Genomic DNA, 24,901 nt, shown 5'->3' with positions numbered 1-24,901 from the left:
GGTGATGAATCTACACCCCGTACAAATAAAATATGCGTGAACATGTGCTGACTTTTCTGCGACAGCCCACATTCCTTTACACATGGTTGCGCATGTCCGCAGGCATAAGCGAGGCGTTGCAGTGCGATGACATCCCCGCGTCGGTGCGTGGGCATTGAGATGCACCGAATGTGGGAGAGTGCAGCTGCGTTCGTCGTCATCCGCCTAACGCGTTCATGCATGCGCGCGTGTCCTCTGCCGTCACGTGGCTGGGGATTGGATGCGTGCCTTGGAACGGTAGCCTACGGTCCGGCCTGCTCAAGCCACTTGTGGGCGCGCCGATAACCAGCAAGCACGTAGACCTTTCGAGACCTGGCATGGCCGACCAGCCTGAACTTCCAAGCCGCCCGCGTGGCGGGCTGCGCCGTCTGCTGCCCTGGGGCGGCACGGACACCGCACGCCCCGCCGCCGCGCTGCCAAGCGTGCGCGACAGCGCGCATGCCGTGCAGGGCCTGGCGGCCCATCAGCTGGTTCCCGCCAAGGCCAAGTCCGGCGCGCACGACCCGGCGGCAGCCACGGCGCTGCTGATGCGCCTGTTCTCGCACGCTGCGCATCCCGAAGCGCTGTTGCTGGCGTTCGCCGAAGGCATCGCCAGCCTGCATGGCGAGCTCGGCGACATGGGCGTGCGCCTGAGCGCGGCCTATGCCGCCGGCGACTGGCCAGGCTACGGCCGCACGCTGCGCCAGCTGATCGACAAATACATCCGCACCATCGATATCGGCGACTCGATCGCCGAAGGCCGCACCGAAGCCGAACAGCTGCGCGACCTGTTGCGGCATGCGCTGGGCAATGCCCTGGCCACCCTGCTGCAACGCAGCCCCGAGCTGGCCGAAGAAGCCCAGACCCTGGCATCGGCACTGCGCCATTGGCGGCCGGGGCATGAGCTGATCACGCTGGAGCAGCGGCTGCGCGAGCTGAGCCACCAGATCGGTCTGCGTGCCGAGGATGCCAGCGAACAGCAAAATCTGCTGCTCGGCTTGTTCGACCTATTATTGGAGAACGTCGGCGAACTCCTCGACGATCGCAGCTGGTTGCAGGGCCAGATCTCGGTCGTGCGGCAGCTGTTGGCCGGGCCGTTGGACGTGGAATCGATCGAGCAGGCACGCGGCACCCTACGCGAGGTGATCTACAAGCAGGGCCTGCTCAAGCAGGGCATCGCCGATTCCAAGACCGCCATGCGCGAGATGATGGTGTCCTTCGTCGACCGGCTCGACGGCATGGCCACCAGTACCGGCGAGTACCACGACCGCGTTGCCGGCTATTCGCAGGCGATCGGCGACGCTCGCAGCATTCCCGATCTCAATCGCCTGCTGCAGGAGGTGCTGCAGGACACCGCTGGGGTCCAGGCGCAGGCGCTGGCAGCACGCGACGAGCTGCTGTCGGCACGCCGCCAGGTCGAAGACGCCGAACAACGCATCGCCTCGCTCGAACAGGAGCTCAACGCGGTGGCCGGGCTGGTCCGCGAAGACCAGCTTACTGGCGCGCTCAACCGGCGCGGCTTCGAAGAACTGTTCCAGCGCGAAGCGGTACGCACCCAGCGCGGCGGCCAGCCGCTGTGCGTGGCGATGCTGGACCTGGACGACTTCCGCCGCCTTAACGAGGCCCACGGCCACGCCGGTGGCGACGCCGCGCTGCGCCATACCGTCGAGGTCGCCAAGGCGGTCCTGCGCACGACCGACGCCATTGCCCGCTTCGGCGGCGAAGAATTCGTATTGCTGCTGCCAGACTCGACCATCTTCGAAGCCAGCGCGGCGGTCATCCGCCTGCAGCGCGCCCTGGCGCAGCGCTCCTTGCTGCACGAGGACGTGCGGATCTTCATCAGCTTCAGCGCCGGCGTGGCGCTACGCCACACCGACGAGACCCAGGACGAGCTGGTCCGCCGCGCCGACCGCGCCATGTACGACGCCAAGGCCGCGGGCAAGAATCGGGTGATCAGCGCCGATTAGTCACAAGCGCTGGCGATCCCTCGACAGCGCGGGCAGTTGGGAGGACGCGCAGGTTGCAGGCCCGGTCGAGCCATCGCTCACGGGATCGGGCCAAGCCCTGAGTGACGTGAGCGACAGCCGGTGACCTGTGTGCGCTGGACGTATCAGCTGGGCCAGACCACACAGCGCTACCGCCGCCAAGGGTCAGCCTTGATCGAATGCGACAGACCACCGCAACCAGGTTGGTTGATCCCGGCTGCATGTCGCTACCGCCTGCAGATGCCAGCCCGCAGCACGTCTTGCCCCAGGGAGGAATGCATAGCGCACTGCTTACGCGCCTACGCACCACGGACGAAGCCAAACTGTCACCGTCGGGAATGAAACGTGGCGATCAGGATCACCACCGCGCCGCGAACTGAGCCAACTCACCTCTTCGGCCCCATCGTCACCGCAGGGTCGGACACCAGCATCGCAGGTGCCACCGCCTTATCGGCAATGCAGCCAGCCCTCAGTGCGCGGCCTTGTTGCCGCGCAGCTTCTGAAACCCGGTGACCACTGCCAGCACCACCGCGCCGGCGACCACCCCGACCAGCATGTTGCCCAGGGCTTCGACCAGCCAGCCCATGCCGGCAGCCGACTTGGCCAGATCCATGACAAGGTGATGCAGCACAGGAATGTTGTGGACCAGGATGCCGCCGCCGACCAGGAACATCGCCAGCGTGCCGGCCACCGACAGAAACTTCATTAGCCACGGCGCAGCGACCAGAATGCCGCGGCCGAGCGCTGCCAGCGAGGCGCCCTTGCGGGTCAGGTACAGGCCCAGATCGTCGAGTTTCACAATCGCTGCAACCACGCCGTAGACCCCCACGGTCATCGCCAGGGCGATTGCCACCAGCACTGCCACCTGCTGCCCGAACGATGCGCCCGCCACCACGCCCAGCGACAGCACGATGATCTCCGCGGACAGGATGAAGTCGGTGCGGATCGCGCCCTTGACCTTGTCTTTCTCCAGCGCCACCACATCGACCTGTTCGTCAGCCAGCGCACGGGTGCGCTCGGCATGCCGCTGTGCGTCTTCCTCTTCGTCGTGCAGGAACTTGTGCGCCAGCTTCTCCACGCCTTCGAAGCACAGGTAGGCGCCGCCGATCATCATCAGCGGCATCACCAAAGGCACGTTGTAGCCGCGTCCGCGCAACCAGGCTTCCAGCGCGCTGATCGCCAACGCCGCCGGCACCAGGATCACCTTGTTGACCAACGACCCCTTCGCCACCGCCCACACCACCGGCAATTCGCGGTCGGCACTGACGCCGGTCACCTGCTGTGCGTTGAGCGCCAGATCGTCGCCCAGCACGCCAGCGGTCTTCTTGGCCGCAACCTTGGTCAGGATGGAAACGTCGTCCAGCAGGGTGGCGATGTCGTCGAGCAGGGTGAACAGGCTGGCACCGGCCATGCGGAGGTCCTTCGTGGTGGTCGTGCGGGGGTGAATGTGAATTCTCGCCGATCCCGCGCCCGGATGGGGTGATGGCCCCGCCAATGCGCGGTCGTTGGGCGCTGTTGCCGGGCGATTGCCGCCATTGCCGCCCCTGGCCGGACATGCGCCAGCATTGGCACCGGCAGCGCTCGCAACACTGGAACCGCGCGCCCGGGTTCACCGGCTGACGACCCGGCGCTGGCCACACTCATCGCTCGCATGACGCCCCGGAGAAGGCCTTGAGTCCGAATGACCCGCACCGCACCCCGGCCACTGCCGCGCACGCGGCCGACCACGCCGTGGTGGGTGGCATGAGCCGGCGCACGCAGATCCTGCGCCTGCTGCTGCGGTATCGCGGGTCGGGTGTATTTGCCGGCATGAATCTGGATCCGGCCGCCATCAACGAGTACGAGGTACCTGCCGAAGGCACACCGGACCAGTTTGTCTCCGACCTGGAATCGCTTGGCCCCACCTTCGTCAAATTGGGTCAGATGTTGTCCACGCGCCCGGACATCGTGCCGCCGGAGTTCGCCACCGCGCTGGAGCGCATGCAGGAGAACACCAGCTCGGTGCCGGTGGAGCGCATCCGCCAGATCATCGAGGAAGAACTCGGCGTATCGGTCAACAAGGCCTTCTCGTTCTTCGACCCGGTGCCGCTGGGGTGCGCCTCGCTGGCGCAGGTGCACCGCGCCGCATTGCGCGACGGCACGCCGGTAGCGATCAAGGTGCAAAAGCCCGAAGTCGCCGCGCAGGTACGGTCGGATCTGGACGTGCTCAGGAGCTTTGCCACCGCCGCCGACCGGCTCACCGGCATCGGTCGTCGCGTGCGTTTTGCGGACTGGTTGGGCGAGTTCGGCAAGACCCTGCGCGCCGAACTCAATTACGAAGACGAAGCCGAAACGCTGGTGCGCTTTGGCAAGCACCTCAAGCCGTTTCCGTTGCTGTGGGTGCCGCAACCGATCTGGGATCTGAGCAGCCGCAAGGTGCTAACCATGCAGCTGGCCGAAGGCGTGCGCGTGGATAAGATCTCCGGCCTGCGTCGCACCGAGCAGCCGATGGATAACCTGGCTGCGGAGCTGGTCAAGGGCTATCTGGATCAAATGTTCGTGCATGGCGAAATCCATGCCGACCCGCATCCGGGCAACTTGCGTGTGCTGCAGGACGGGCGGCTGGCGATCTTCGACCTGGGCATGGTGGCGCATGTGCCACCGCGGCTGCGCGAGCGGTTGCTGAAGTTATTGTTTGCCGCCGTCGACGGGCGTGGCGAAGAAGTGGCCGAAGAGACCATCGCGCTCAGTACGCGGCTGGAGGATTACGACGAAGACCGATACCAGCGCGAAACCGGGCAGATGATCGCGCGCTACGCGGCGCACGACACCACCTCTGAAGGCCGCGTGGTGCTGGATCTGGTGCGCATCGCCACCGCCAATGGGTTGCGCACGCCGCCGGAACTGAGCCTGCTCGGCAAGACCCTGCTGAATCTGGAAGGCGTCTCCCGCGCGTTGTCGCCCAGCCTGGATACGCGGCGCATCGTTGAACGTCACCTGCAGCATGTCATGCGCGCGCGACTGAAAAAGTCGCTGTCTGCTGCCAATCTGGCCAGCGAAGCGATGGAACTGCAGCATCTAGTGCGCGAAGGCCCGCGCCGCATGTCCGAGATCCTGTCGTTGGCCGCAGAGAACCGCCTGCAGATGCGCGTCACCGGGCTGGAAGAATCGCATCTGATGGAAAGCCTGCAGAAGATCGCCAACCGGGTTGCGGCCGGTATCGTCACCGCTGCGCTGATCATGGCCTCGGCACAGATGATGCGCATCGAAACCGGCCTGAAACTGTGGGGCTACCCGGCAATCGCGATGGTGTTGTTCCTGCTCGGCGTCTTTTTGGGTCTGGGCATCGTGCTTAGTGCGCTGCTGTTCGACCGCCGCGTGCGTGCACGCGAAGAGCGCGGGCACCGCTAGCTTGCGGCGGCGATGCTAGCTACTGGCAGACGTTAGCCGCACTGATTGAGTGCAGACGAGCCAGGACGGACGCACATGGACGAACGCTGCTAGGCGATCTCGGTGGCTGGAGATGGATGTTGGTGACTGAATGTTGGCGATTACGTCGGCTGAGTAGGTCCAGTCCGCATGATCGACACCAACGGACGCATGCCCTCATGGGTGTCGTGAACGCAGCAACGAAGACCTCGAACACGGAAGCCCCTCTCCCCACGGGAGAGGGGTTGGGGTGAGGGTACGGGGCGAAGCCGCTCAGCAATGCATCGACCGCATGACACAACTGCCACACACCCTCAGAGGCGCGTACAGCCGCACGCACTTCGCTAGCGATGCAACCCATCGCGCCGACTGGTAAAAACCGAACCCGACACAGCACGCGATCTCGATCATCGGCCGCCGGCCATGCCCACGCACGGCAGAAATATTATGCACAGCGCATTGCACCTCGCCCTGCCAGCGCTCACTGCCAATGGCCTGGATCACCACGCACGCCCCCCCCCCGCAGCGATCCCAAGCAACACCGCATGCGCGCGGACACACCCGCATCGAACACGCATCAAGCCCATACCCCAACGCAACAAACATTTCAGTCAGCTTCAGCGCGGCATAGTTCGTCATCCGGGTGTCACATTGCAGGTGACGCACAGGACATGGCGAGCAAGGCGTCCGGTACGCGCTCGCACCATTCCCCCACGGACGCTGCGCATGCATTGGATGTTGTTGGTTTCGTTGTTGCTGTTGCTGTGGCTGTTGGTCGCTTCGCCCCGTCTGGCGTGGCTCAAGGCCGGCCTGCTCTGTCTGTTTTTGCTGCTGCTCAGCGCCTGGGGCTTGATCGACCGGCTCAGCGGCGACGGCATCAATGCGGCCACGCTCTACCACTTGCGTGCAGACATGGATGGTGCCGGCGTTAGCGATTTCTCAGGCTATATCGCTGTGTTCATCGGCATGCTGTTGCTGTCCTTGAGCCCGCTCATCCTGGTCCGAGTGCGGCGTTTCCGGCGCCTGCGCGGCGGCGGTGTGGTGTTCGCCTCGTTCCTGACGATGCTATTGATCAGCATTGTGGTGAGCCCGCTGTATCGCGATGGCAAACGGCTGTACTACCAGTTGCGCCCGGTCGATTACGCCACCGTGGTGCCGGAATACCTAGTGCCGCAGCAACCGCTGCAGAAACGCAAGAACATCGTCTGGATCTACGGCGAAAGCCTGGAGCGCACCTACTTCGACGAATCGGTCTTCCCCGGCCTGACCCCCAACCTGCGCGCGCTGGCCACCGAAGCGGTGGACGTACGCAACCTCACCTCCACCGAAGGCAGCGGCTGGACCATCGCCGGCATGGTGGCCTCGATGTGCGGCGTACCGCTGACCACCGCGCCGGGAGATGAAAACAGCATGGATCGCATGGGCATGTTCCTGCCCGAAGCGCGCTGTCTGGGCGATTATCTCAAGGATCAGGGCTACCGCAATCATTACGTGGGCGGTGCCGACGCCAGCTTTGCCGGAAAGGGCCGCTTCCTGTCCAGCCATGGCTTCGATGTGGTCCACGACGTACAGCACTTCCGCGACAAAGGCGTAGCGCCCAAGCACTTTTCCGCCTGGGGCGTGCACGACGACGTGTTGCTGGACGATGCCTGGGACAGCTTCCAGACGCTGTCGCGCGCCGGCCAGCCCTTCATGCTGACCACGCTGACCATGGACACCCATCACCCGGCTGGCCACCTGCCGCTGGCGTGCAAGGGACAGCACTACGACAGCGCGCTGGGCGATATCGGTCTGCTGCACGCAATCAAATGCAGCGACCGCCTGATCGGCGAGCTGGTCGCGCGTATCCGCAACAGCCGTTACGGCAACAACACCATCATCGTGATCGCCTCCGATCATCTGGCGATGCCCAATGATCTCAGCGATGTACTCGCCAAGCAGAAGCGTGAAAACCTGCTGTTGTTCCTCGGCAGGGGCATTGCACCGCAACAGGTGGTCACGCGCGCGGGCAGCACGCTCGATTCCGGTGCTACGTTGCTGCAATTGCTCGAGCCGGGCATGCGCACGTTGGGCTTCGGTCGCTCGCTGCTTGCCGGCGATGCACCGCCCAGCGCCAGCGTCGCCGCCAGCCGCGACAGCGGCAAGGATTACCCGCGTTACCTCGCCTTCGCACGCACGCTGTGGACCGGGCAGAGCACACGCATGCTACGCGTCAACGGCAATGGCGATGTGGTGGTGGGCGTGCAACAGGTGCGCCCGCCGGTGCTGCTCGAATACGACGAAGACACTAATCTGAAAACGGTGTATCTGGAGAACACCTCGCGTCAGTTCGACCGTACCCACAGCAACGGCACGCTGGCCTATGTGGACCGCTGCACCGCGTTCGAGGATGGCTCGGCCGATGGCGACTGGTGCGCGCTGGTCGTCGATCGCCGGCAAAGCATGAAGCTCTACCGCGACCCGGACCTGACCCGCGGCATTGCCGTCGATGCGCCGCTGGAGGCCACACCGCAAGGCCCGCGCCCACGCGTGCGCCAGCCGATCATGCTCACCCAGTCCGCGCGCAAGACCGCTGCCGGCCGCTACATGCTCGAGCTCTACGCCAAACGTCGCCCCACCCGCGCGTTCTGGGTGGAAGCGGTGTCGTCCGAACGCAAAGTGGTGCTGGCCCAGCAGTGGGTGGTGCCCGATGCCGCAGGACGCATCCGCATGCCGGTGGGGCTGGAGCATGCGGTGGAAGATCTGGAAATCCGCGCCTGGCTCGACTACACCGAAGATGTCAGCGTCGACGATCTGGCACTGGTCAAGGACACACCGGTGGCCGACCGCTCGTAACGCATTTGCCTGACAGGAGCGCGCCGACGCGCGATGCAGCCTTGCCGGCGATGTCCAGTGCGCGCCGGCGCATCCTACGTAACGCAGGATGCACACGCCGCATCACTGCTGCTCTGACGGCGCATCCTCGCCACTATCGCGCGCCACCGCCACCCCGGCGCGACTGAAACGGATTTCCTGCGGCGACTGCAGCGCGACGCCTGCGCGCTCCATGCGCTGCAGCAACGCAAAGAACAACTCGCTGCGCACGCCATACGAGTCGCGTGGACTGCTGACATAGGCGAACGAATTGAAGTTGACGTGCCCACCGGCCAGCGAGTCGATGAACACCGAGGGCGCCGGCTCGGCCAGCACCTTGGCATGTTCGGCAAACAAGCCCAGCAACATGTCGCGCACCTTCGCCACATCGGTTTCCAACGGCACCGAGAACTGCAGCTGCACCCGCCCCATCGGATTGGACAGCGTCATGTTGCGCACGCTCTTGGTGATCAACTCCGAGTTGGGCACGATCAGGGTGGAACGATCGCCCACCTGAATTTCGGTCGCGCGTACGCTGATCTTGCGCACGTCACCCTCCTGGTCGCCAATCCGCACCCAATCGCCGATCTTGACCGGCCGCTCGGCCAGCAAGATCAGCCCGGACACGAAGTTCTGCGTGATTGCCTGCAGACCGAAGCCGATACCCACCGACAACGCGCTCAACACCAATGCCAAGCGCTTCAGGTCCAGCCCCAGCGCGGTCAGCCCCCATACCGCCACCACCAACCAGCCCAGATAGCGCGCCACCGTGCTGATCGAATTGCGCGCGCCGGCATCGAGCTCGGTCTTGGGCAGATAGGTATTGAGCAGCCACTGCTGCACCATGTGCACCACACCCAGGCCCAGCACGAACACCAGCAGCGCGCGCACGACCGCGGCGGGTGTGATGGTGAGCTCCTTGCCGATTTCGATGCCGTGGGAGACGTTCTCGGCCCAGCCGGTGACCGCAGAAAGATTGGCGCCATAAGGAGTGATCAGCGCGGCGATGCCCAGCAGGATCAACACGACACGTACGACGGCAGACAGCAGCAGCCCCAGCTGCAGCAGTCGTGCGCTGCCCATGCCCGAGGCGTGCGAAAGCGCGCGACTGAAGCGTCCGTCCGGACTGAAGACCCAGGTCAGCAGGTCGTCGGCAAACACCACCAGCAAACCGAGCACGCTGCAGATCAGCGTGATCCAAATGATCTGGCGCGCAATGAACAGCGACAGATTGAGATAGCCGAACAACGCTGCCAGCAGCGACACGATCACTGCGACATGTCCGAGCAAGCGGATCAGCACGATGACCCCGCCGCCGCGCGAGACCACCGGTGGCGGCTCGCTGCTATCGGCGATGGCGGCTCCGGCGCTGGCGGCGCGCGCGCGCAACGACAGGCTCAGGCCGGCAAGTGCCGAGAGGATCAAGCCGGCGTACAACAATGCCGCCACCGCGTCGGTTGCGGTGGTGGCGGCGCTACTGGTGCGCGCCACCTCGTTGAGCTTCATCGCCATGCCACTGAACCAGCTCACCGCAGCGGTGGCCAGGCAGTGCACGCGCAGGCGATCAACGGTGGCATCATCCAGCGGGAACAGTCGCCAGGTGGGTTGGTGCTTCATCAGCAGGCTGGCACTGAGCGAGCCGACAAACGCCGCAAGGAAACTGATGAAGACGAACGCACCCAGCAACTCGTCCAGATCGGCCGACACCTGGGCATTCGTACGAACGCCTTCGGACAGCGCCCATGCCGCCATGCCCAGGCTGAGCGTGCCGACCAGCAGGAACCACAGCGCCAGGCCGGACCGTCGCAACCGCCCGCCCGGCGCACGCGACGCTGCATAGCGCCGCCCCAGATGCCGCAGAAAAATGCGTAGCGGGAAGGCCAGCAGCAGCGCGATTGCCAGGCCAGTCACCAGGCTGCCAACACCGTTGGCAGCCGTAGCGGTGCGCACCGCCTGGACTGCATCGTCGTACACGCCGCGCAGACGGGTGCGGTCATCCGGCCATTGCTGCACGATCTGCGCCCACAGTACCGGCGACAGTGGTGAGGCCACGCGTGTGGACAGCTGCACACTGAACAGTTGCGCGCGTTTTTGTTCCAGGCGATCGGCAAGCTCGCGGGCTTGGGAATCCAGGAGATTGGCGCGCTTGAATTCTGCATCCAACGCGTTTTTTTCTTTCTTTAACGCTTCGCGCTGCTTCTTAAGATCGGCCGCTTCGCCTGGCTGCATTTCGCCCAAGCCTGCCAGCTGCGAACTGATTTGCTTGAGCGGTGGATCCAGCTGACGTGCAATCTCCTGCGCCTGCCGTTGTACCCCGGCCACTGAGTCGGTCAGCTTGCGTAGGCTGTCGGTATCGACTTTCTTCAACCCGGCCTCGCCCTGATCGAGCACCTTCTGCGCGTTGTCCAGTTGCGTCTGGGCGCTCTTCAGCAGTGAGTCCTGGTCCTGAGCGAGCACGCCGCCGGCCAAGGCCAGCCACAGGCCCCAGCACAGCAGCACATGCAACAACGCACTCGAACGGACATATGACACAGAACGAAATCGGGACACAGGACTGGCATCGGACAAGCGCAGGGCCGCGCGGTGGCGGCATCTTAAGCCAACGCCTCCAGCAATCCGATTGCCGACGTGGCCGCGATTCATGCAAACGCGAGCGCAGCAGCGCGCGACAGCAGCTCGCGCCAGCACACATGTACGTCCGGGAGGCCTGCCCCGACGCAAACCGGGGCGTCAGCAACGCAGCAGCATCGCCCGTCCCGGACCGCCTGCCGCTTGCCGATTACTCGCTGCCACCTGTCGCCAGCGCTGGCGTTGACGCATCACCTGACCGACGACCATTGCCGCCTGCTCCCTGCCTGCGGCAGGGCGTCGACAGCGGGCCAGCACTCCACGTCCGCAATGAAATGAATTGCTGCCACGCACCACGCCGTTCCGCCTTGCTCCACCACATTGCATCCCGCAAGACGCAATCCCACTGCCGCTGACATGTGGCGTGCGAGCCATCCAACGCTCCGCCCTGCGCACCGGCATTGCCTCCATCCAGCCAACCAGCGCATGAACATGCGGCGGTTTGTCACCTTGCGGCAACACCGGACTGACGCAGAATCGGATCACCGCTGCGGCAGACGCAGCGGATGACCGCGAAGGAGAACTCCATGCAGATTCAGATCCAGACCGACAAGCACGTGCCGCATGACCCATCCGTCGTGCAGCATGTCGAGAAGACCTGCACCGCCCAGCTGGCGCATTTTGCCAACGACATCACCCGCGTCGACGTGCATTTGCGCGACGAGAATGGCCAGCGCGGCGGCGCAGCGGATCGAACCTGCAGTATCGAAGCACATGTCGCGGGCCTTCCGCCGATCGCCGCTACCAACAGCGCCGAAACAACCGCCTCCGCCGTCACCGGCGCGGCCCGCAAGCTGCGGACCGCCATCGAACACGCGCGCGGCAAGCAGCATGCCAGAGCCACTGCACCGGTTCCCGATAGCCTCTGATGCGCTTCGCAGGCGGGGCGTGCGCGCCCTGCCTCAAGCGAGCTCCAGCGTGATGTAGTGACGGCGGCAATGTGGCCTCAGCTGGCGGCCAGCCATTGCAATTGCCAGCAATCAAACCGCTTAGGTACACATAGACCGCATGGCATTGCTGCATGGCTTCAACGTGTCGCCAATGACGCATTCAAAGCGATGCGGCAGAAGGCAGCAAGCAAGAATCGTAACGGCGCGACATCAAGGTCGAATTGCCTGACCCGCGATTCGAGAGCGGGCCAATGTTGTGCTGCCACACAAACGTAGTAACAAGACTCATCAGAGCACGATGGCGCTATCGATTGCGCCGCCTCATCAAACGGGGATGGGCGACAGTCCTGCATCCGAGTGCTTGTGCGCACTGCGCTTCATACACTGTTGCCCGATCGTTAGTTTGAGCGCCTCAGCCAACCTGTGGGACACTCGGCGCGTCTCCGGCGTTGCCTCTGAGCATGGAAACCGATCGATCAACAACTGGCCTGGCGCATCGACTGCCCGCCCAGATAGGTGCAGCGCTGTTGGTAGCCTCACTTGCTGGATGCATGGGTTCCAGGCCTAGCATTAGCCAGCCTGTCGAAGGGCCTGTCCGGCTGGGAGAGGTAGCAGCGGTCGACGGGCCCAAGGTGCGCCCTGATCGCGTCATTGAAGACAGCCGATGCCCGGCTAACGTTCAATGCATCCATGCCGGTCGGCTGATCGTCAGGACAACCGTAAGCGGTGGCGCCTGGTCCAAGCAGGTCGATCTCACCTTAGGTGTTCCGGTCCCGGTCGCCGATGGCCTGTTGACGTTAGTGGAAGCCACGCCCGTGCCCGTCACCGAGCAGGCGGCCCCATCGTCCGCTGCTCGTTTCACTTTCACTTTTCAAGGCGGCCGCTAGCGCAGCGTTTGTGTGCATGCCAAACACTGCCCCGCGACCGGCTGATGGAGAGAGGCGCCGGCCCTCCACCAAGGTGCCCCGCTGACAAAGACAGACGGAACACATGGCGGCGAGGCCGGTATCTGAGCTAGCTCGCGAGCGCCAGCGCAGGCGTCGCTTCCGCACCGCGCCCGCGTTCGGCCACGCTTCGCACCAGCAATGTGGCCTGATTTTCCAACGAGCGAGCCGATGCGGCCATGGTGTCTACCAGCGAGGCATTCTGCTGCGTCGCGCTGTCCATCTGGATGATGCTTTGGTTGATCTGCTCGATGCCCGCACTCTGTTCGCTGCTGGCTGCGGCGATATTGCCCATGATCTGGTTGACCTCCTTCACCGAAACCAGCAGCTCCTGCATGGTCTGGCCGGCTACCTCCACCTGCTCCGCACCCTGGCCCACCTTTGCGACCGACTCGGCAATCAGGTCGCGGATCTCTTTCGCCGCAGTGGTGCAACGCTGCGCCAGGCTACGCACCTCCGATGCCACAACTGCAAAGCCACGTCCCTGTTCACCGGCGCGCGCCGCTTCGACAGCCGCATTCAAGGCGAGGATGTTGGTCTGAAACGCGATGCCATCGATGACCGTGATGATCTCGCCGATCTTGCGGGAGGAGGTCTGGATCTGCGTCATCGTATTGACTACACCATCGACCAGCTCACCACCACGCCGGGCGGTGTCGGCGGCACCACTGGCCAAGGTATTGGCCTGTCGTGCCCCTTCGGCGTTCTGACGCACGATGCTGGTCATCTCCTCCATCGAGCTGGCTGTTTCTTCCAGCGCCGCGGCCTGCTGTTCGGTACGGCGTGACAGATCGTCGTTACTGCGCACAATCTCGCCGGCCGCTGTGCTCAAGGTCTGGGCCACATCGCCCAGTTGCCGCCCGGCCTGGATGTCCATCAATGCACCGACCGCGCGCAACGGCGTGCCATCGGCAGCACGCTTGGTCAGGCCGCGCGCCCGGAACCAGCGGTATTGGCCGTTCTTCAACTGCAGCCGGTATTCGATGTCGAACTTGGTGCGGCCGCTACGATCGTTCAGATGCGCTGCAAATGCGTTGAGCGAGCGAGCCTTGTCCTCCGGATGCAGGCGAGACGCCCAGCTGTCGAGCACATTCGGAAACTCCTGTTCGTTCTCGAACCCGAGCAGATGGCGAAACTGCTGCGACCACCAGAACTCGTTGCTGGGATTGATCGGGTCGCCCGCAATCACGCTCATGTCCCACAGGCCATCGTTGAGCATCTGCGAACCGAGCTCGAACCGGGTCAGGGTGATATCCAGGAAGTGCTCACGCTCGCGTCGCTCAGCGATGTCGGTCAGCGATCCGGCAACCCGCAAAGGTGTCCCATTGACATCGCGGGTGGTGGTGCCGAATGCGCGGAACCACCGATACTCGCCCGACGTCACGCGCAATCTGTTTTCGACATCGTAAGGCGTGCCGCCGCTGCGGTCGGTCAGATGCGCAGCGAAGGCGTCGAACGTGCGCTGCCGATCCTCGGGGTGCAGTCGCTCTACCCAGCTATCCAGCACGTTGGGGAAATCGTGCTCAGAGGCGAAACCTAGCAGCCGCCGCATCTGTGGGGACCACCAGACCGGGTTATCGGGATGGGCAGGATCGCCCGCCACAATCCCGATGTCCCACAGGCCATCGGTGGTGCTGTCGGCGACCAGTTCGAAGCGTCCCTCCAGATGCCGCAATGCACGCGCCACCTGCTCTGCCTGAGCCTTCGCGGCATCGCGCTCCCGCCTCAGCACCTCCATTTCGTCTCCAAGACGCTTGGCAACGGTCCCCGGCATGGTGGCCGGCCAGCGTGGCTCACCGGAGTGAAGCAGCGCGTCCAGCGCGCGGTTCCACTGTTCGGCGTGACGCGTCTTGGCAAAAAACATGGTTGTCCCTTCTTCTGAACTGAGACAACCGCTAGCGGCCATGCATGCAAATTTCTGAAAGGCGCACTGCGCATGACTTGCTCTACAGTCAGCCGCCGTTTGCCAACCGACGTACAGCGGGATATCGGTGCTCAAACTGGCAACCGGTCTGTCCGCCCGCACAGCATGAGATCGCCAGGTCTACGGCTTCCATGGCCAGCATCGATGAGAGCTCTGGATCCGGTGCAGATAGATGTTCTTCCCACGCAACATCAAGCGAGTGTCAAGGGCTTCAACAGCAGCAACAGAGTCAGAGCAAACATGAAAAGCGCCATGAGCGTGTCAAGGACGCGCCATGCACCGGGGTTTCGAAATACAGGAAGCAGTAATCGGGCACCAAACCCGAGAGCGCTGAACCACATCACGCTGGCGCAACACGCACCCAGAGCAAATGCCCAACGTGTTTCAGCGGGATAACGAGTGGAAAGGCTTCCGAGCAGCACCATGGTGTCCAGGTATACGTGCGGGTTGAGGAAAGTAAAGGCCGCTGCAGTGAGTAACACAGGGCGCCAGTGCTGCTTGGGGGCATTGGCTGGCGCCAGTTCACTGCCTCCTGTCACTGCCCGTCGAACGGCCATGAATCCGTACACGGCAAGGAAGGCTGCGCCTCCAAACCGCAAAAGCTGCAGCAGCCAGGGCCACTGGTGGACCAACGCACCGATCCCGGCCACGCCAGCAATGATCAGAACGATATCTCCCAGCATGCAAACCAGGACCACCAGACCCACATGGCTGCGTTGCAACCCTTGACGCAGGACAAAAGCGTTTTGGGCTCCAATCGCCACAATGAGGCCCGCAGCAGCGATAAAACCGGAGACGAGGGCGGACAGAAGCATGGCGGTCTCCACAAAGGGGAAGCGCATCGTGCACCGCACACCGAAATCAGAAAAGCTAATATTTCAGCGCCCACAGCAGAATTTCTAATGGAGCGAGCGATGGATCTGATCCACCCACAGCTGGCCGCGTTTTCTGCGGCGCTGGATGAAGGCAGCTTCGATGCAGCTGCCAAGAAGCTTTCGGTCACGCCGTCAGCTGTATCGCAGCGCGTCAAAGCTCTGGAAGATCGACTGGGTCAAGTACTCTTGGTGCGACAAGCCCCCTGCCAGCCGACGCCAGCCGGCAAGCGGCTACTGGAACGTCTCCAACCGATGAAGATCTTGGAGGCAGAGGCGCTGGCTGACCTGCACCCGGAGAAGAGCGGCCCCTTCTTCAGCATTGCCGTGGCCCTGGCGGTCAACGACGACTCGCTGCAAACGTGGGTCCTAGACGCCCTGTCGCTTCTTCATCGGACACACGGCTACCTGTTTGATGTCCGGGTCGACGATCAAGATCACACGCTGGCAATGCTGCGCGACGGCGCCGTGCTTGGTGCGGTCACCTCTCAGGCAAATCCTTTGAAGGGGTGCAATGTCGTCGCGCTGGGAGCAATGCGCTACCGCGCGATTGCTTCGCCGCAGTTTGTAAAGACGCATTTTCCTCAAGGCATGAACGCTGCAGGCCTGGGCAAGGCCCCCATGCTGATCTTCAATCGAAAGGACGCACTGCAATGGCGCTTTGTCAGGCGCGTGACAAAAGCCAAGATCAGCCCCCCGGTGCACTATCTCCCCTCCTCCACCGGGTTCGTCGACGCAGCCCGATTGGGGCTTGGCTGGTGCTTGGCGCCGGAAGCGCTTATCAAAAAGGCCGTCGCTGCAAAGCAGGTGGTGATCTTGGATCAAGATCGACCGATCGATGTGCCGCTTTACTGGCAACACTCCGCGGTGCGCTCGTCAACGCTTCAGGCCATCAGCGGTGCGTTCGTTGAAGCGGCGAAGGCGCACATGAACTAGGTTCCAGATATCGCGCCTTGCACCGAAGCCTGCAGGGTGGATTCCTGGCGCCCAGCCCGCCTTGGGTTAATCGCGCTCTAGCGCTACTGGCATCTGCTGCCGAACCGATCCTTCAGGGCGGGAGTCTTCCGCGTCCGGCAAGATCTCGACTCATGGCCCTTCATGCAAGGCCTCACCGGAGTGGTGCGTGGTTTCGCACTGCGGACGGCGTCACCCCGGGGACATCAAGCATCCGGGCTGCCGCAAGTGCCTCATGCCCCCCGAATAGCCGAAATCTCAGCGAATCGAGATGGGCCCGGAGGCGACGCAGGCAACGAAAAACCCCCGATTTCTCGGGGGTTTTGGACTTGCTTGGACGTCCCCGGAGGGGTCATCTGGTGCGCCCGGAGGGATTCGAACCCCCGACCAATGGCTTCGGAAGCCACTACTCTATCCGGCTGAGCTACGAGCGCCTGGCCGCGCATTATGCCAGAACCTGCGTCACCCGCGTGATGCTTGCGTCCCCCGGCGGCGGCCGCCCGGGGCATGAGTACCAACGTGCTCCGCACCGCAACCGGGAGGGTGCGCCTGCCCGGGCAGGCGGACCAAGCCGGCGTCAGGGGCGACCTTGCAGCCGTACAAGACCTGCGCGCGAACGCACGCTCACCTGTCTTGAGGGGCCTGCTGCCAGCATCTGCATGGCCGCATCCAGGGCGCGCTGCTACCCTTTGCAGCATGAGCGAGCATGGTTTGGAACAGGCACCCGCAGCGCCGGCGCTGACGTGGTCCGAGCGGCTGGGGCAGTATTGGAAGCTGGTGCGTGGCGATCGCCCGATCGGCAGCCTGTTGCTGCTCTGGCCCACCTGGTGGGCGCTGTGGCTGGCCGCGGACGGCATGCCCCCGCTATGGACGTTGTTCGTGTTCACCGCCGGCGTCTGGTTGACGCGCTCGGCCGGCTGCGTGATCAACGACTACGCCGACCGCTGGCTGGACCCCCATGTAGAACGCACCAAGTCGCGCCCGCTGGCCACCGGCGCGGTGTCCGGACGCGAAGCGCTGTGGGTGTTCGTGGTGCTGATGCTGGTGGCGTTCGGGCTGGTACTCAGCCTCAACTGGCTGACCGTGGCGCTGAGTGTGCCCGGCGTCTTCCTGGCCGCGAGCTACCCTTATTTGAAACGTCACACCCACCTGCCGCAGGTCTACCTGGGCATGGCCTTCGGCTGGGGCATCCCGATGGGCTTTGCTGCGGTACAAGGCAGCGTGCCGTTGCTGGGCTGGCTGTTGTACGCGGCCAATATCCTGTGGGCAACCGCCTACGACACCTGGTACGCCATGGTCGACCGCGACGACGACATCCGCATGGGAAGCAAATCCACCGCCATCCTGTTCGGCAAGTTTGATCTGGTCGCACAAGGCGTGCTGTATGCCGTGATGTTCGCGGCCCTGGTGCTGGTGGGCTTGCGCGCCGGTCTCAGCATCGCCTACTGGACTGGGCTGGGCATCGCAGCGCTGCTGGTGGCCTACGAATTCCGCATCGCCCGCCACCGCGAACGCGGCCCCTGCTTTCGGGCCTTCCTGCATAACAACTGGGTAGGCCTGGCGATCTTCGTCGGCATCGCCGCGGCGTTGGCGCTGCGCTAACGGGCAGATGGGGCAATCGTGTCGCGGGTTGAGCCCGGGTTTCAATAGCATCGCAACGTGATGACCGGCCGCGCTCAAACGTCCACCCAGACGGGAATGGGGGCGGGCGGAGCCTGACGGTGCAAAGCTACAACGCGCAAGCGACCAACCCTCACGGCACCCGCGCGCACACCCACGCATCGACCCGCTGCACGCCCGCGCGTCGCAAGGCCTGCGCTGCCGCGTGCAGCGTGGCACCGGTAGTCATCACGTCATCCACCAGCGCCACATGTGCGGGCAGGGCGCCGCGTGCGATGAAGGCGTCGCGCAGATTGCGTTGGCGCTCCACGGCATCCAGCTCCGATTGCGGCGCCGTCGCACGCGTGCGACGCAACAATGGCAGGCACGGCAACCGCAGCGCGCGGCCCAGCGGCTTGGCTAGCTCAAGCGCCTGGTCGTAACCGCGCTGGCGCAGGCGCTGCCGATGCAGGCTCACCGGCACCAACGCCTGCGGCCGCGGCAACCGAGCGCAGCGCCTGGCCATCAACTCGCTGAGCAGGCGCCCTGCTGCCAGGTCCTGATGGAACTTGAAGCGCCGCAGCAACCCGTCCACCGGCCAGCGATAGGTAAAGCACGCATGCACGCGCTGCAGTGGCGGGGTCTGCTGCAGGCATTGCCCGCATAGCGCCACCCCATCGGAGGCGAACAGCTGGGTGGCGCAGCACAGGCAGGCGTGGCCGTGCTCGGGCAATGCGGCACGGCACGAGGGGCATAGATCGCAATCGGACATGCCCGCTTCCGCGCAGACCAGGCACAGACTCGGCAACAGCAGCCGCAACACCCGTTGCGGCCACCTGTAAACCGAACCCACTTCTTCAAAGTTGACAGCCTCTTCCATGCTCACCAGACTGCCTGCCTTCCAAGCCGCTGACTGTCAGGAAACTCCGATGTCTGTTGTCGTACGCCATGACTGGGATCGCAAAGAGCTACAGGCATTGTTCGATCTGCCGTTCCCCGAGTTGCTGCATCACGCAGCCAGCGTGCACCGCGCACATTTCGATCCGGCCGAGGTGCAGGTGTCGACGCTGTTGTCGGTCAAGACCGGCGGCTGTCCGGAGGATTGTGCGTACTGCCCGCAGGCGCAGCGCTACGACACCGGCGTGACCGCGCAAAAGCTGATGGAAACCGAAGAAGTCGTCGCCAAGGCACGCCAAGCCAAGGCCGCCGGCGCCTCGCGCTTCTGCATGGGCGCGGCGTGGCGCTCGCCGAAGGAGCGCGACATTCCCAAGGTCGCGGCGATGATCCGCGAGGTCAAGGCGATGGGTCTTGAGACCTGCGCCACGCTGGGCATGCTCGACGCGGGCCAGGCGCGCGCGCTCAAGGACGCCGGGCTGGACTACTACAACCACAATCTGGACACCGCGCCGGACTACTACGATTCCATCATCCACACCCGCCAGTACCAGGACCGCCTGAATACCCTGGAGCACGTGCGCGATGTGGGCCTGAAGACCTGCTGCGGCGGCATCGTCGGCATGGGCGAAACCCGCGAGCACCGCATCGGCCTGCTGTTGGCGCTGGCCACCCTGCCTGCGCACCCGGACTCGGTGCCGATCAACCAGCTGGTGCAGGTCGCCGGTACGCCGCTGCACGGTACCCAGCAGTTGGACCCGTTCGAGTTCGTGCGCATGATCGCGGTGGCCCGCATCACCATGCCCAAGTCGATGGTGCGCCTGTCCGCGGGGCGCGAAACGATGAGCGACGAGCTGCAGGCGCTGTGTTTCCTGGCCGGCGCCAACTCCATTTTCTACGGCGAGAAACTGCTCACCACCGGCAACCCGGACACCGAGCGCGACCAGGCCTTGTTCCAGCGACTGGGCCTGCGCCCAATGCAGATCACCGTCGACGCCGCCGACCACGACCACCCTGGTACGGTGCATGCGGACATCACCTGCGGCGCGGCGTGCGAACACGCAGCATGATGACGGCGGACGTCGTTCCGGGATGAGCCGCACTGCGGTCCAACCCTTCTACGTCGAGAAGGGCGCGCTGCAGCGGTAAACCGGCCTCGCCAGCAGTCCGAGCGCACCGCAAAGCCACCTCGCTCCCACCGGCCGTCGGTGCCGGCTGGGCGAGGTGACCGCGGCAGGCTACGCTAGCGACCCTCTTCCGTTGTCGAACTCCCTCATGGCTCGCCCCGATCTGCACGAACGGATTTCGTCGCTGCGCAAGTTGCGCGTCGCCCAGGAACGGGTCCGGGTGCGGCGCCAAGTCGGCCGCCGTGATGGCGTACGGCTGGAGATCGATGGCCGCTGGCTGACCGGCTTCTGTTCCAACGACTACCTGGGCCTGTCGCAACAGTTCGAAGTGGTCGCTGCATTGCAGGATGCCGCCGCGCGCGATGGCGCCGGCGCAACTGCCTCGCATCTGATCTGCGGCCACCACACCGCCCACGAAACGCTCGAGCGCGACATCGCCGAGTGGCTGGGCTACCCGTCGGCGCTGCTGTTCAGTAGCGGCTTCATCGCCAACCTGGCCGTGCAGCAGGCCTTGCTCAGCGAAGAAGACGATGTGTGCGTGCAGGACCGGCTCAACCACGCCAGCCTGCTCGACGCCACGCGACTGGCCGGCTGCCGGCTGCGACGCTATCCGCATCTGGATGTGGAAGGCGCGATGCGCCAGCTCAAGGGCGCCCCCGAGGGCGCGGCGATGCTGGCCAGCGACGGCGTTTTCAGCATGGATGGCGATGTGGCGCCGTTGCGCGCCTTGAGCCTGGTGGCGCGCATGCAGGACGCGTTGTTCTATGTCGACGATGCGCACGGCGTGGGCGTGCTGGGCCCGCAAGGGCGCGGCTGCGTGGCCGACGCCGGCCTGGGCGTTGCCGAAGTGCCGCTGCAGTTGGTGACCCTGGGCAAGGCGCTCGGCGGCTACGGCGCGGTCGTGGTCGGCGACGAAGCGCTGATCCGCCATCTGGCCGAAACCGCGCGCCCGTACATCTACACCACCGCCCTGCCGCCGGCGCAGGTGGCCGCCACCCTGGCCGCGGTGCGGTTGGCGCGGCGCGACGATTGGCGACGTGCGCGCCTGGTCGAATTGATCGGCAACTTTCGCGATGGCGCGCGCCGGCATGGGTTCGAACTGATGGCCTCCGACACGCCGATCCAGCCGCTGCTGTGCGGCGAGGAAGCCACGGTGATGGCGATGTCGGCCGCACTCGAACAGGCCGGTTTCATGGTCGGCGCGATCCGCCCGCCCACCGTGCCCGAAGGCAAGGCGCGCCTGCGGGTGACCTTGTCGGCGCTGCATACGCCGCAGCAGGTACAGGCATTGATCGAGGCGATCGTGCAGGCGCGCGATGTGGTCAGCCGGCAACCGCTGCGCGCCTCCGCTTAAAGCGCTTCTGGCAGCAAGATCGTGCGCAACGCTGGGCAGGGCGACAGGCACCCGGAGGGAGGATGTCTCACGCGAATGCTCGATGGGCGCGCCCTGTCGGCGCGCACGTTTCGACTGCATCCAAAGCGTGCATTGGACGCACTGCACATCACCGTACCACCCGTCATTTGCATGACAACTAAAGCCTGCACTCCTGATCAACCCGCTGTGGCGTCGCTTCAACCCGAACGCCGCTACCCGGGTAGCGGCAGCTCCGCGCCGATATCGCAGCATCCACGCCGGCAGTCACCCCCCACCCGTCCGCTGACATGGCAATGACCGCGCCCGACACGCCAACTGCCACGCCGGCGCAACGCCGCGTCTGGGAGGCATTGTCGCTGCTGTATCTGGACAGCGCGTGCGATGGAGAGCACGCGCGCATTGCCCAGATCCTGGCTGCCTCGCCGTTTACGTTGCCGCAATTGCGCACGATGCTGCTGCACGAGGTGCACCCGGTGTTGATCGGCAATCTGCGCAGCGTTGCCGGCGTGTGGGACGGCTTCGATTCTCACTGGTTGGCCGCTGCGATCACCGCGCAGCGCGCGCGTCGCTGGCGCTGGCCGGATCGTTGGTGCTGGCGCGGATATGCGCGCCAGCAATGGGCGGCGCTGGCGCCTGCAATCGATGCAGAACGCGCACGTTCTGCACGCTGAGCGCGCGCCGATCGGCGACAATCCACGCATGCATATCGATGTCATCGGCCACGGGCCTGCGCTGGTTCTTCTGCACGGTTGGGCGTTGCACGGCGGCGTGTTCGCACCGCTGGTGGAGCGGCTGTCGTCGCATTACCAACTCCACCTGGTCGATCTGCCCGGGCACGGCTTCAGTCGCGACGACACCACGCCGTTGGCCTTGCCGGATGTGGTTGCCGCCATTGCCGCGGCCACGCCGCCGGCGGTGTGGGTCGGCTGGTCGCTGGGTGGGCTGTTTGCGCTGCATGCTGCCGCCACCCAACCGCAGGTGCGCGGGCTGGCGATGATCGCGGCAACGCCGCGCTTCGTGCGGAGCGCCGATTGGGACCACGCGGTCGAGCGCGAGGTGTTCGTGCAATTCGGCCAAGACTTGGCGCGCGATTACCGTGGCACGTTGGAGCGGTTTCTGGCGTTGGATACGTTGGGCTCGGCGCATGCGCGCGCCGAATTGCGCAGCCTGCGCGAAACGCTCGGCGCACGCGGCGAGCCGGCGGCCGATGCCCTGCAACAAGGCTTGGCCCTGCTCGAACGCACCGACCTGCGCCGCGCATTGCCGCAGCTGGCGCGCCCCAGCCTGTGGATTGCCGGGCAACGCGACCGGCTGGTGCCAGCCGCCGGCATGCACGCCGCCGCTGCGCTCGCGCCACACGCGCAGGCGCTCACCATCGCCGGCGGCGGTCACGCGCCGTTTCTCGGTCACGCCGATCAGGTGGCCGAGGCGCTGCAACGCTTCGTTGCGTCCGTACCGTGAGCAGATCGCCGATCATGCGACCTCGCTGATCGAGGACGCATCGCATGGATCTGGGAATCACCGGGCGCTGGGCATTGGTCTGCGCCGCCAGCAAGGGCTTGGGCCTGGGCTGCGCCCGCGCCCTGGCGCAGGAAGGCGTCAACGTAGTGATCGCCGCGCGCGGCCGCGCAGCGCTGGATCAGGCCGCCGACACCGTGCGCGCACTGCCCGGCGCCGCGGAAGTGCGCAGCGTCGTGGCCGATATCGCCACCCCGGAAGGCCGCGCCGCCGCGCTCGCGGCCTGCCCGCAGGTCGATATCCTGATCAATAACGCAGGCGGCCCACCGCCAGGCGATTTCCGGCAATGGGAGCGCGAGGACTGGCTGCGCGCGCTGGACGCCAACATGCTGGCGCCGATCGAACTGATCCGTGCCACCGTCGATGCCATGCGTGCGCGCCGCTTCGGCCGCATCGTCAACATCACCTCCAGCGCGGTGAAGGCGCCGATCGACATCCTGGGCCTGTCCAACGGCGCGCGTGCCGGCCTCACCGGCTTCGTTGCCGGGCTGGCGCGCAGCACGGTGGCCGACAACGTCACCCTCAATAACCTGTTGCCCGGGCAGTTCGCCACCGACCGCCTGCGCGGCAACTTCGCCGCGATCGCGCAGCAGCAAGGCAGCACTGCCGGGGAGGTCGCAAAGCGCAAGCAGGCGTCCATTCCCGCCGGGCGCTTTGGCGAGCCCGACGAGTTCGGCGCGGCTTGCGCACTCCTTTGCAGCGCGCAGGCCGGCTATATCACCGGGCAAAACCTGTTGATCGATGGCGGCAGTTATCCGGGCACGTTCTAGTGCGTCAGCCCGCAGCCGGCATCGATTCCCTCCGCCGCGCCCACGGGCGACAATAGCGCCGCAATGAACAGCACTTTCGATCCCCGCCACGTCCGCCGCGCCTTCGCGCGGGCCGCCAACACTTATGCCGCCGCCGCCGCGTTGCAACGCGAGGTGGAAACGCGCCTGCTCGAGTCGCTCGATTACCTGGGCGAGCAGGTACCCAAGGTGGTTCTGGATGTGGGTGCCGGCCCCGGCCATGCCAGCGGCGCGATCAAGAAGCGCTGGCCCAAGGCGCAGGTAATCGCCCTCGACCAGGCCATGCCGATGCTGCGTCAGGCGCGCAAGGCCGCGGGCTGGTGGAAGCCGTTTACACAGGTCTGCGCCGATGCGCGCGCGCTGCCGGTGGCCGATGGCAGCGTGGATGTGATCTTCAGCAACCTGTGCCTGCAGTGGGTGGAAGACCTGCCGGCGGTGTTCGCCGGGTTCCGGCGCGCGCTGCGGCCGGGCGGGCTGCTGCTGTGCTCCACCTTCGGGCCGGAGACCCTGATCGAGTTGCGCGACGCTTTCGCCGAGGCCGACACCGCACCGCACGTCAGCCGCTTCCCGCCGATCGCGCAATTCGGCGATGCCTTGTTGATGTCCGGCTTCCGCGACCCGGTGCTGGACCGCGACCTGTTTACGCTCACCTACAACGACCTGCCCGCGTTGATGCGCGAGTTGCGTGCGATGGGCGCCACCAATGCGCTCAGCAACCGCCGCGCCACGCTGACCGGACGCGGCCGCTTTGCCGCTGCCAGTGCCGCCTACGAACCGCTGCGGCGGCCGGACGGCACCCTGCCCAGCTCCTGGGAAGTGATCTACGCGCACGCCTGGGCGCCGGCGCCGGGCGCGCCCATTCGCGAGCGCGGCCAGGACGTCGCCAGCGTCCCGGTGTCCTCCATCCCGATCCGCCGCCGCATCGACTGACGCACGGCGGTGCATAGCGGCGGCGGCAACACGCCGGTGCCGGTGACACACAGTATTGCGCCGGCACCGATGCCGCGCCATCAGGTGTGCCAGTGACTACCGGTAGAATTCACTCACAAAGCGCCGCGATCCTGTCCCGGCGCACCCGCTTCTGGTTTCGCCCCCAGCGACCCTGCCCCCAAACGGTTTCCCCC

The 24,901-nt window shown here is 65.2% G+C and carries 18 protein-coding genes and 1 tRNA gene; 13 read left to right on the top strand and 6 right to left on the bottom strand.

Going from position 1 to position 24,901, the window contains the following annotated elements:
• The first annotated feature begins 356 nt into the window (after positions 1-356).
• Positions 357-1,985, top strand: a complete 1,629-nt coding sequence (locus BJD12_RS14745; RefSeq protein ID WP_005992904.1) for a GGDEF domain-containing protein — start codon at positions 357-359, stop codon at positions 1,983-1,985.
• Between the two features lie 487 nt (positions 1,986-2,472).
• Here the strand turns inward: BJD12_RS14745 and BJD12_RS14740 are convergent, their stop codons facing one another.
• A complete protein-coding gene (locus BJD12_RS14740) occupies positions 2,473-3,414 on the bottom strand; it encodes a DUF808 domain-containing protein (RefSeq protein WP_005992905.1) in 942 nt (313 codons plus the stop codon).
• A 332-nt stretch (positions 3,415-3,746) separates the two neighbouring features.
• Between BJD12_RS14740 and BJD12_RS14735 the strand changes: the two genes are divergently transcribed.
• Together BJD12_RS14735 and BJD12_RS14725 are read left to right on the top strand one after the other, a co-directional pair.
• Complete coding sequence (locus BJD12_RS14735) at positions 3,747-5,393, top strand: ABC1 kinase family protein (RefSeq protein WP_228860970.1); 1,647 nt, start codon at positions 3,747-3,749, stop codon at positions 5,391-5,393.
• A gap of 744 nt (positions 5,394-6,137) precedes the next feature.
• Positions 6,138-8,246: a phosphoglycerol transferase I gene (locus tag BJD12_RS14725; RefSeq protein WP_005994869.1), complete on the top strand. Its 2,109-nt coding sequence runs from the start codon at positions 6,138-6,140 to the stop codon at positions 8,244-8,246.
• Between the two features lie 102 nt (positions 8,247-8,348).
• Here BJD12_RS14725 and BJD12_RS14720 read toward each other — a convergent pair whose 3' ends face one another.
• Entirely contained in the window at positions 8,349-10,772 is a 2,424-nt protein-coding gene (locus BJD12_RS14720; RefSeq protein ID WP_005994870.1) for a DUF3772 domain-containing protein, read from the bottom strand.
• 647 nt (positions 10,773-11,419) lie between these two features.
• On the opposite strand from BJD12_RS14720, the gene BJD12_RS14715 reads away from it, so the two are divergent.
• Together BJD12_RS14715 and BJD12_RS24630 are read left to right on the top strand one after the other, a co-directional pair.
• Complete coding sequence (locus tag BJD12_RS14715) at positions 11,420-11,761, top strand: HPF/RaiA family ribosome-associated protein (protein WP_039426475.1); 342 nt, start codon at positions 11,420-11,422, stop codon at positions 11,759-11,761.
• Between the two features lie 482 nt (positions 11,762-12,243).
• Positions 12,244-12,669 (top strand): hypothetical protein, encoded by a 426-nt coding sequence (locus tag BJD12_RS24630; protein WP_074052619.1) that lies wholly within the window; start codon positions 12,244-12,246, stop codon positions 12,667-12,669.
• Positions 12,670-12,796: 127 nt separating this feature from the next.
• Here the strand turns inward: BJD12_RS24630 and BJD12_RS14705 are convergent, their stop codons facing one another.
• Positions 12,797-14,500 (bottom strand): methyl-accepting chemotaxis protein, encoded by a 1,704-nt coding sequence (locus BJD12_RS14705; protein ID WP_164736027.1) that lies wholly within the window; start codon positions 14,498-14,500, stop codon positions 12,797-12,799.
• A 341-nt stretch (positions 14,501-14,841) separates the two neighbouring features.
• A complete protein-coding gene (locus BJD12_RS14700; protein WP_039426664.1) occupies positions 14,842-15,465 on the bottom strand; it encodes a LysE/ArgO family amino acid transporter in 624 nt (207 codons plus the stop codon).
• A 99-nt stretch (positions 15,466-15,564) separates the two neighbouring features.
• Between BJD12_RS14700 and BJD12_RS14695 the strand changes: the two genes are divergently transcribed.
• Positions 15,565-16,458, top strand: a complete 894-nt coding sequence (locus BJD12_RS14695; protein ID WP_039426659.1) for a LysR family transcriptional regulator ArgP — start codon at positions 15,565-15,567, stop codon at positions 16,456-16,458.
• 375 nt (positions 16,459-16,833) lie between these two features.
• On the opposite strand, the gene BJD12_RS14690 is transcribed toward BJD12_RS14695, so the two are convergent.
• Positions 16,834-16,910: transfer RNA gene (locus tag BJD12_RS14690), tRNA-Arg, on the bottom strand.
• Between the two features lie 262 nt (positions 16,911-17,172).
• On the opposite strand from BJD12_RS14690, the gene ubiA reads away from it, so the two are divergent.
• Positions 17,173-18,078, top strand: a complete 906-nt coding sequence (gene ubiA / locus BJD12_RS14685) for a 4-hydroxybenzoate octaprenyltransferase (protein ID WP_074059404.1) — start codon at positions 17,173-17,175, stop codon at positions 18,076-18,078.
• Between the two features lie 151 nt (positions 18,079-18,229).
• Here ubiA and BJD12_RS14680 read toward each other — a convergent pair whose 3' ends face one another.
• On the bottom strand, positions 18,230-18,955 hold the full coding sequence (locus tag BJD12_RS14680) for a ComF family protein (RefSeq protein ID WP_005994876.1): 726 nt from the start codon (positions 18,953-18,955) through the stop codon (positions 18,230-18,232).
• 49 nt (positions 18,956-19,004) lie between these two features.
• Here BJD12_RS14680 and bioB point away from each other — a divergent pair, with 49 nt between their 5' ends.
• The 6 genes from bioB to bioC all read left to right on the top strand — a co-directional run bounded on the left by bioB (position 19,005) and on the right by bioC (position 24,707).
• Positions 19,005-20,039, top strand: a complete 1,035-nt coding sequence (gene bioB, locus BJD12_RS14675; protein ID WP_039426978.1) for a biotin synthase BioB — start codon at positions 19,005-19,007, stop codon at positions 20,037-20,039.
• Between the two features lie 205 nt (positions 20,040-20,244).
• On the top strand, positions 20,245-21,450 hold the full coding sequence (gene bioF / locus BJD12_RS14670; protein WP_005994878.1) for an 8-amino-7-oxononanoate synthase: 1,206 nt from the start codon (positions 20,245-20,247) through the stop codon (positions 21,448-21,450).
• A gap of 308 nt (positions 21,451-21,758) precedes the next feature.
• Positions 21,759-22,142 (top strand): DUF7079 family protein, encoded by a 384-nt coding sequence (locus BJD12_RS14665; RefSeq protein ID WP_005994879.1) that lies wholly within the window; start codon positions 21,759-21,761, stop codon positions 22,140-22,142.
• Positions 22,143-22,170: 28 nt separating this feature from the next.
• Positions 22,171-22,932, top strand: coding sequence for a pimeloyl-ACP methyl ester esterase BioH (gene bioH / locus BJD12_RS14660; protein WP_039426987.1), 762 nt, complete (start codon positions 22,171-22,173; stop codon positions 22,930-22,932).
• A 44-nt stretch (positions 22,933-22,976) separates the two neighbouring features.
• Positions 22,977-23,759, top strand: a complete 783-nt coding sequence (locus BJD12_RS14655) for an SDR family oxidoreductase (RefSeq protein WP_005994881.1) — start codon at positions 22,977-22,979, stop codon at positions 23,757-23,759.
• 63 nt (positions 23,760-23,822) lie between these two features.
• Positions 23,823-24,707: a malonyl-ACP O-methyltransferase BioC gene (gene bioC / locus BJD12_RS14650; RefSeq protein ID WP_005994882.1), complete on the top strand. Its 885-nt coding sequence runs from the start codon at positions 23,823-23,825 to the stop codon at positions 24,705-24,707.
• Positions 24,708-24,901 lie beyond the last annotated feature (194 nt).

Source organism: Xanthomonas vesicatoria ATCC 35937 (assembly GCF_001908725.1).
In the GTDB taxonomy this organism is placed as follows: domain Bacteria; phylum Pseudomonadota; class Gammaproteobacteria; order Xanthomonadales; family Xanthomonadaceae; genus Xanthomonas; species Xanthomonas vesicatoria.
The sequence above is the reverse complement of the archived record's forward strand: the minus strand, read 5'-3'. Positions and strand labels throughout refer to the sequence as shown.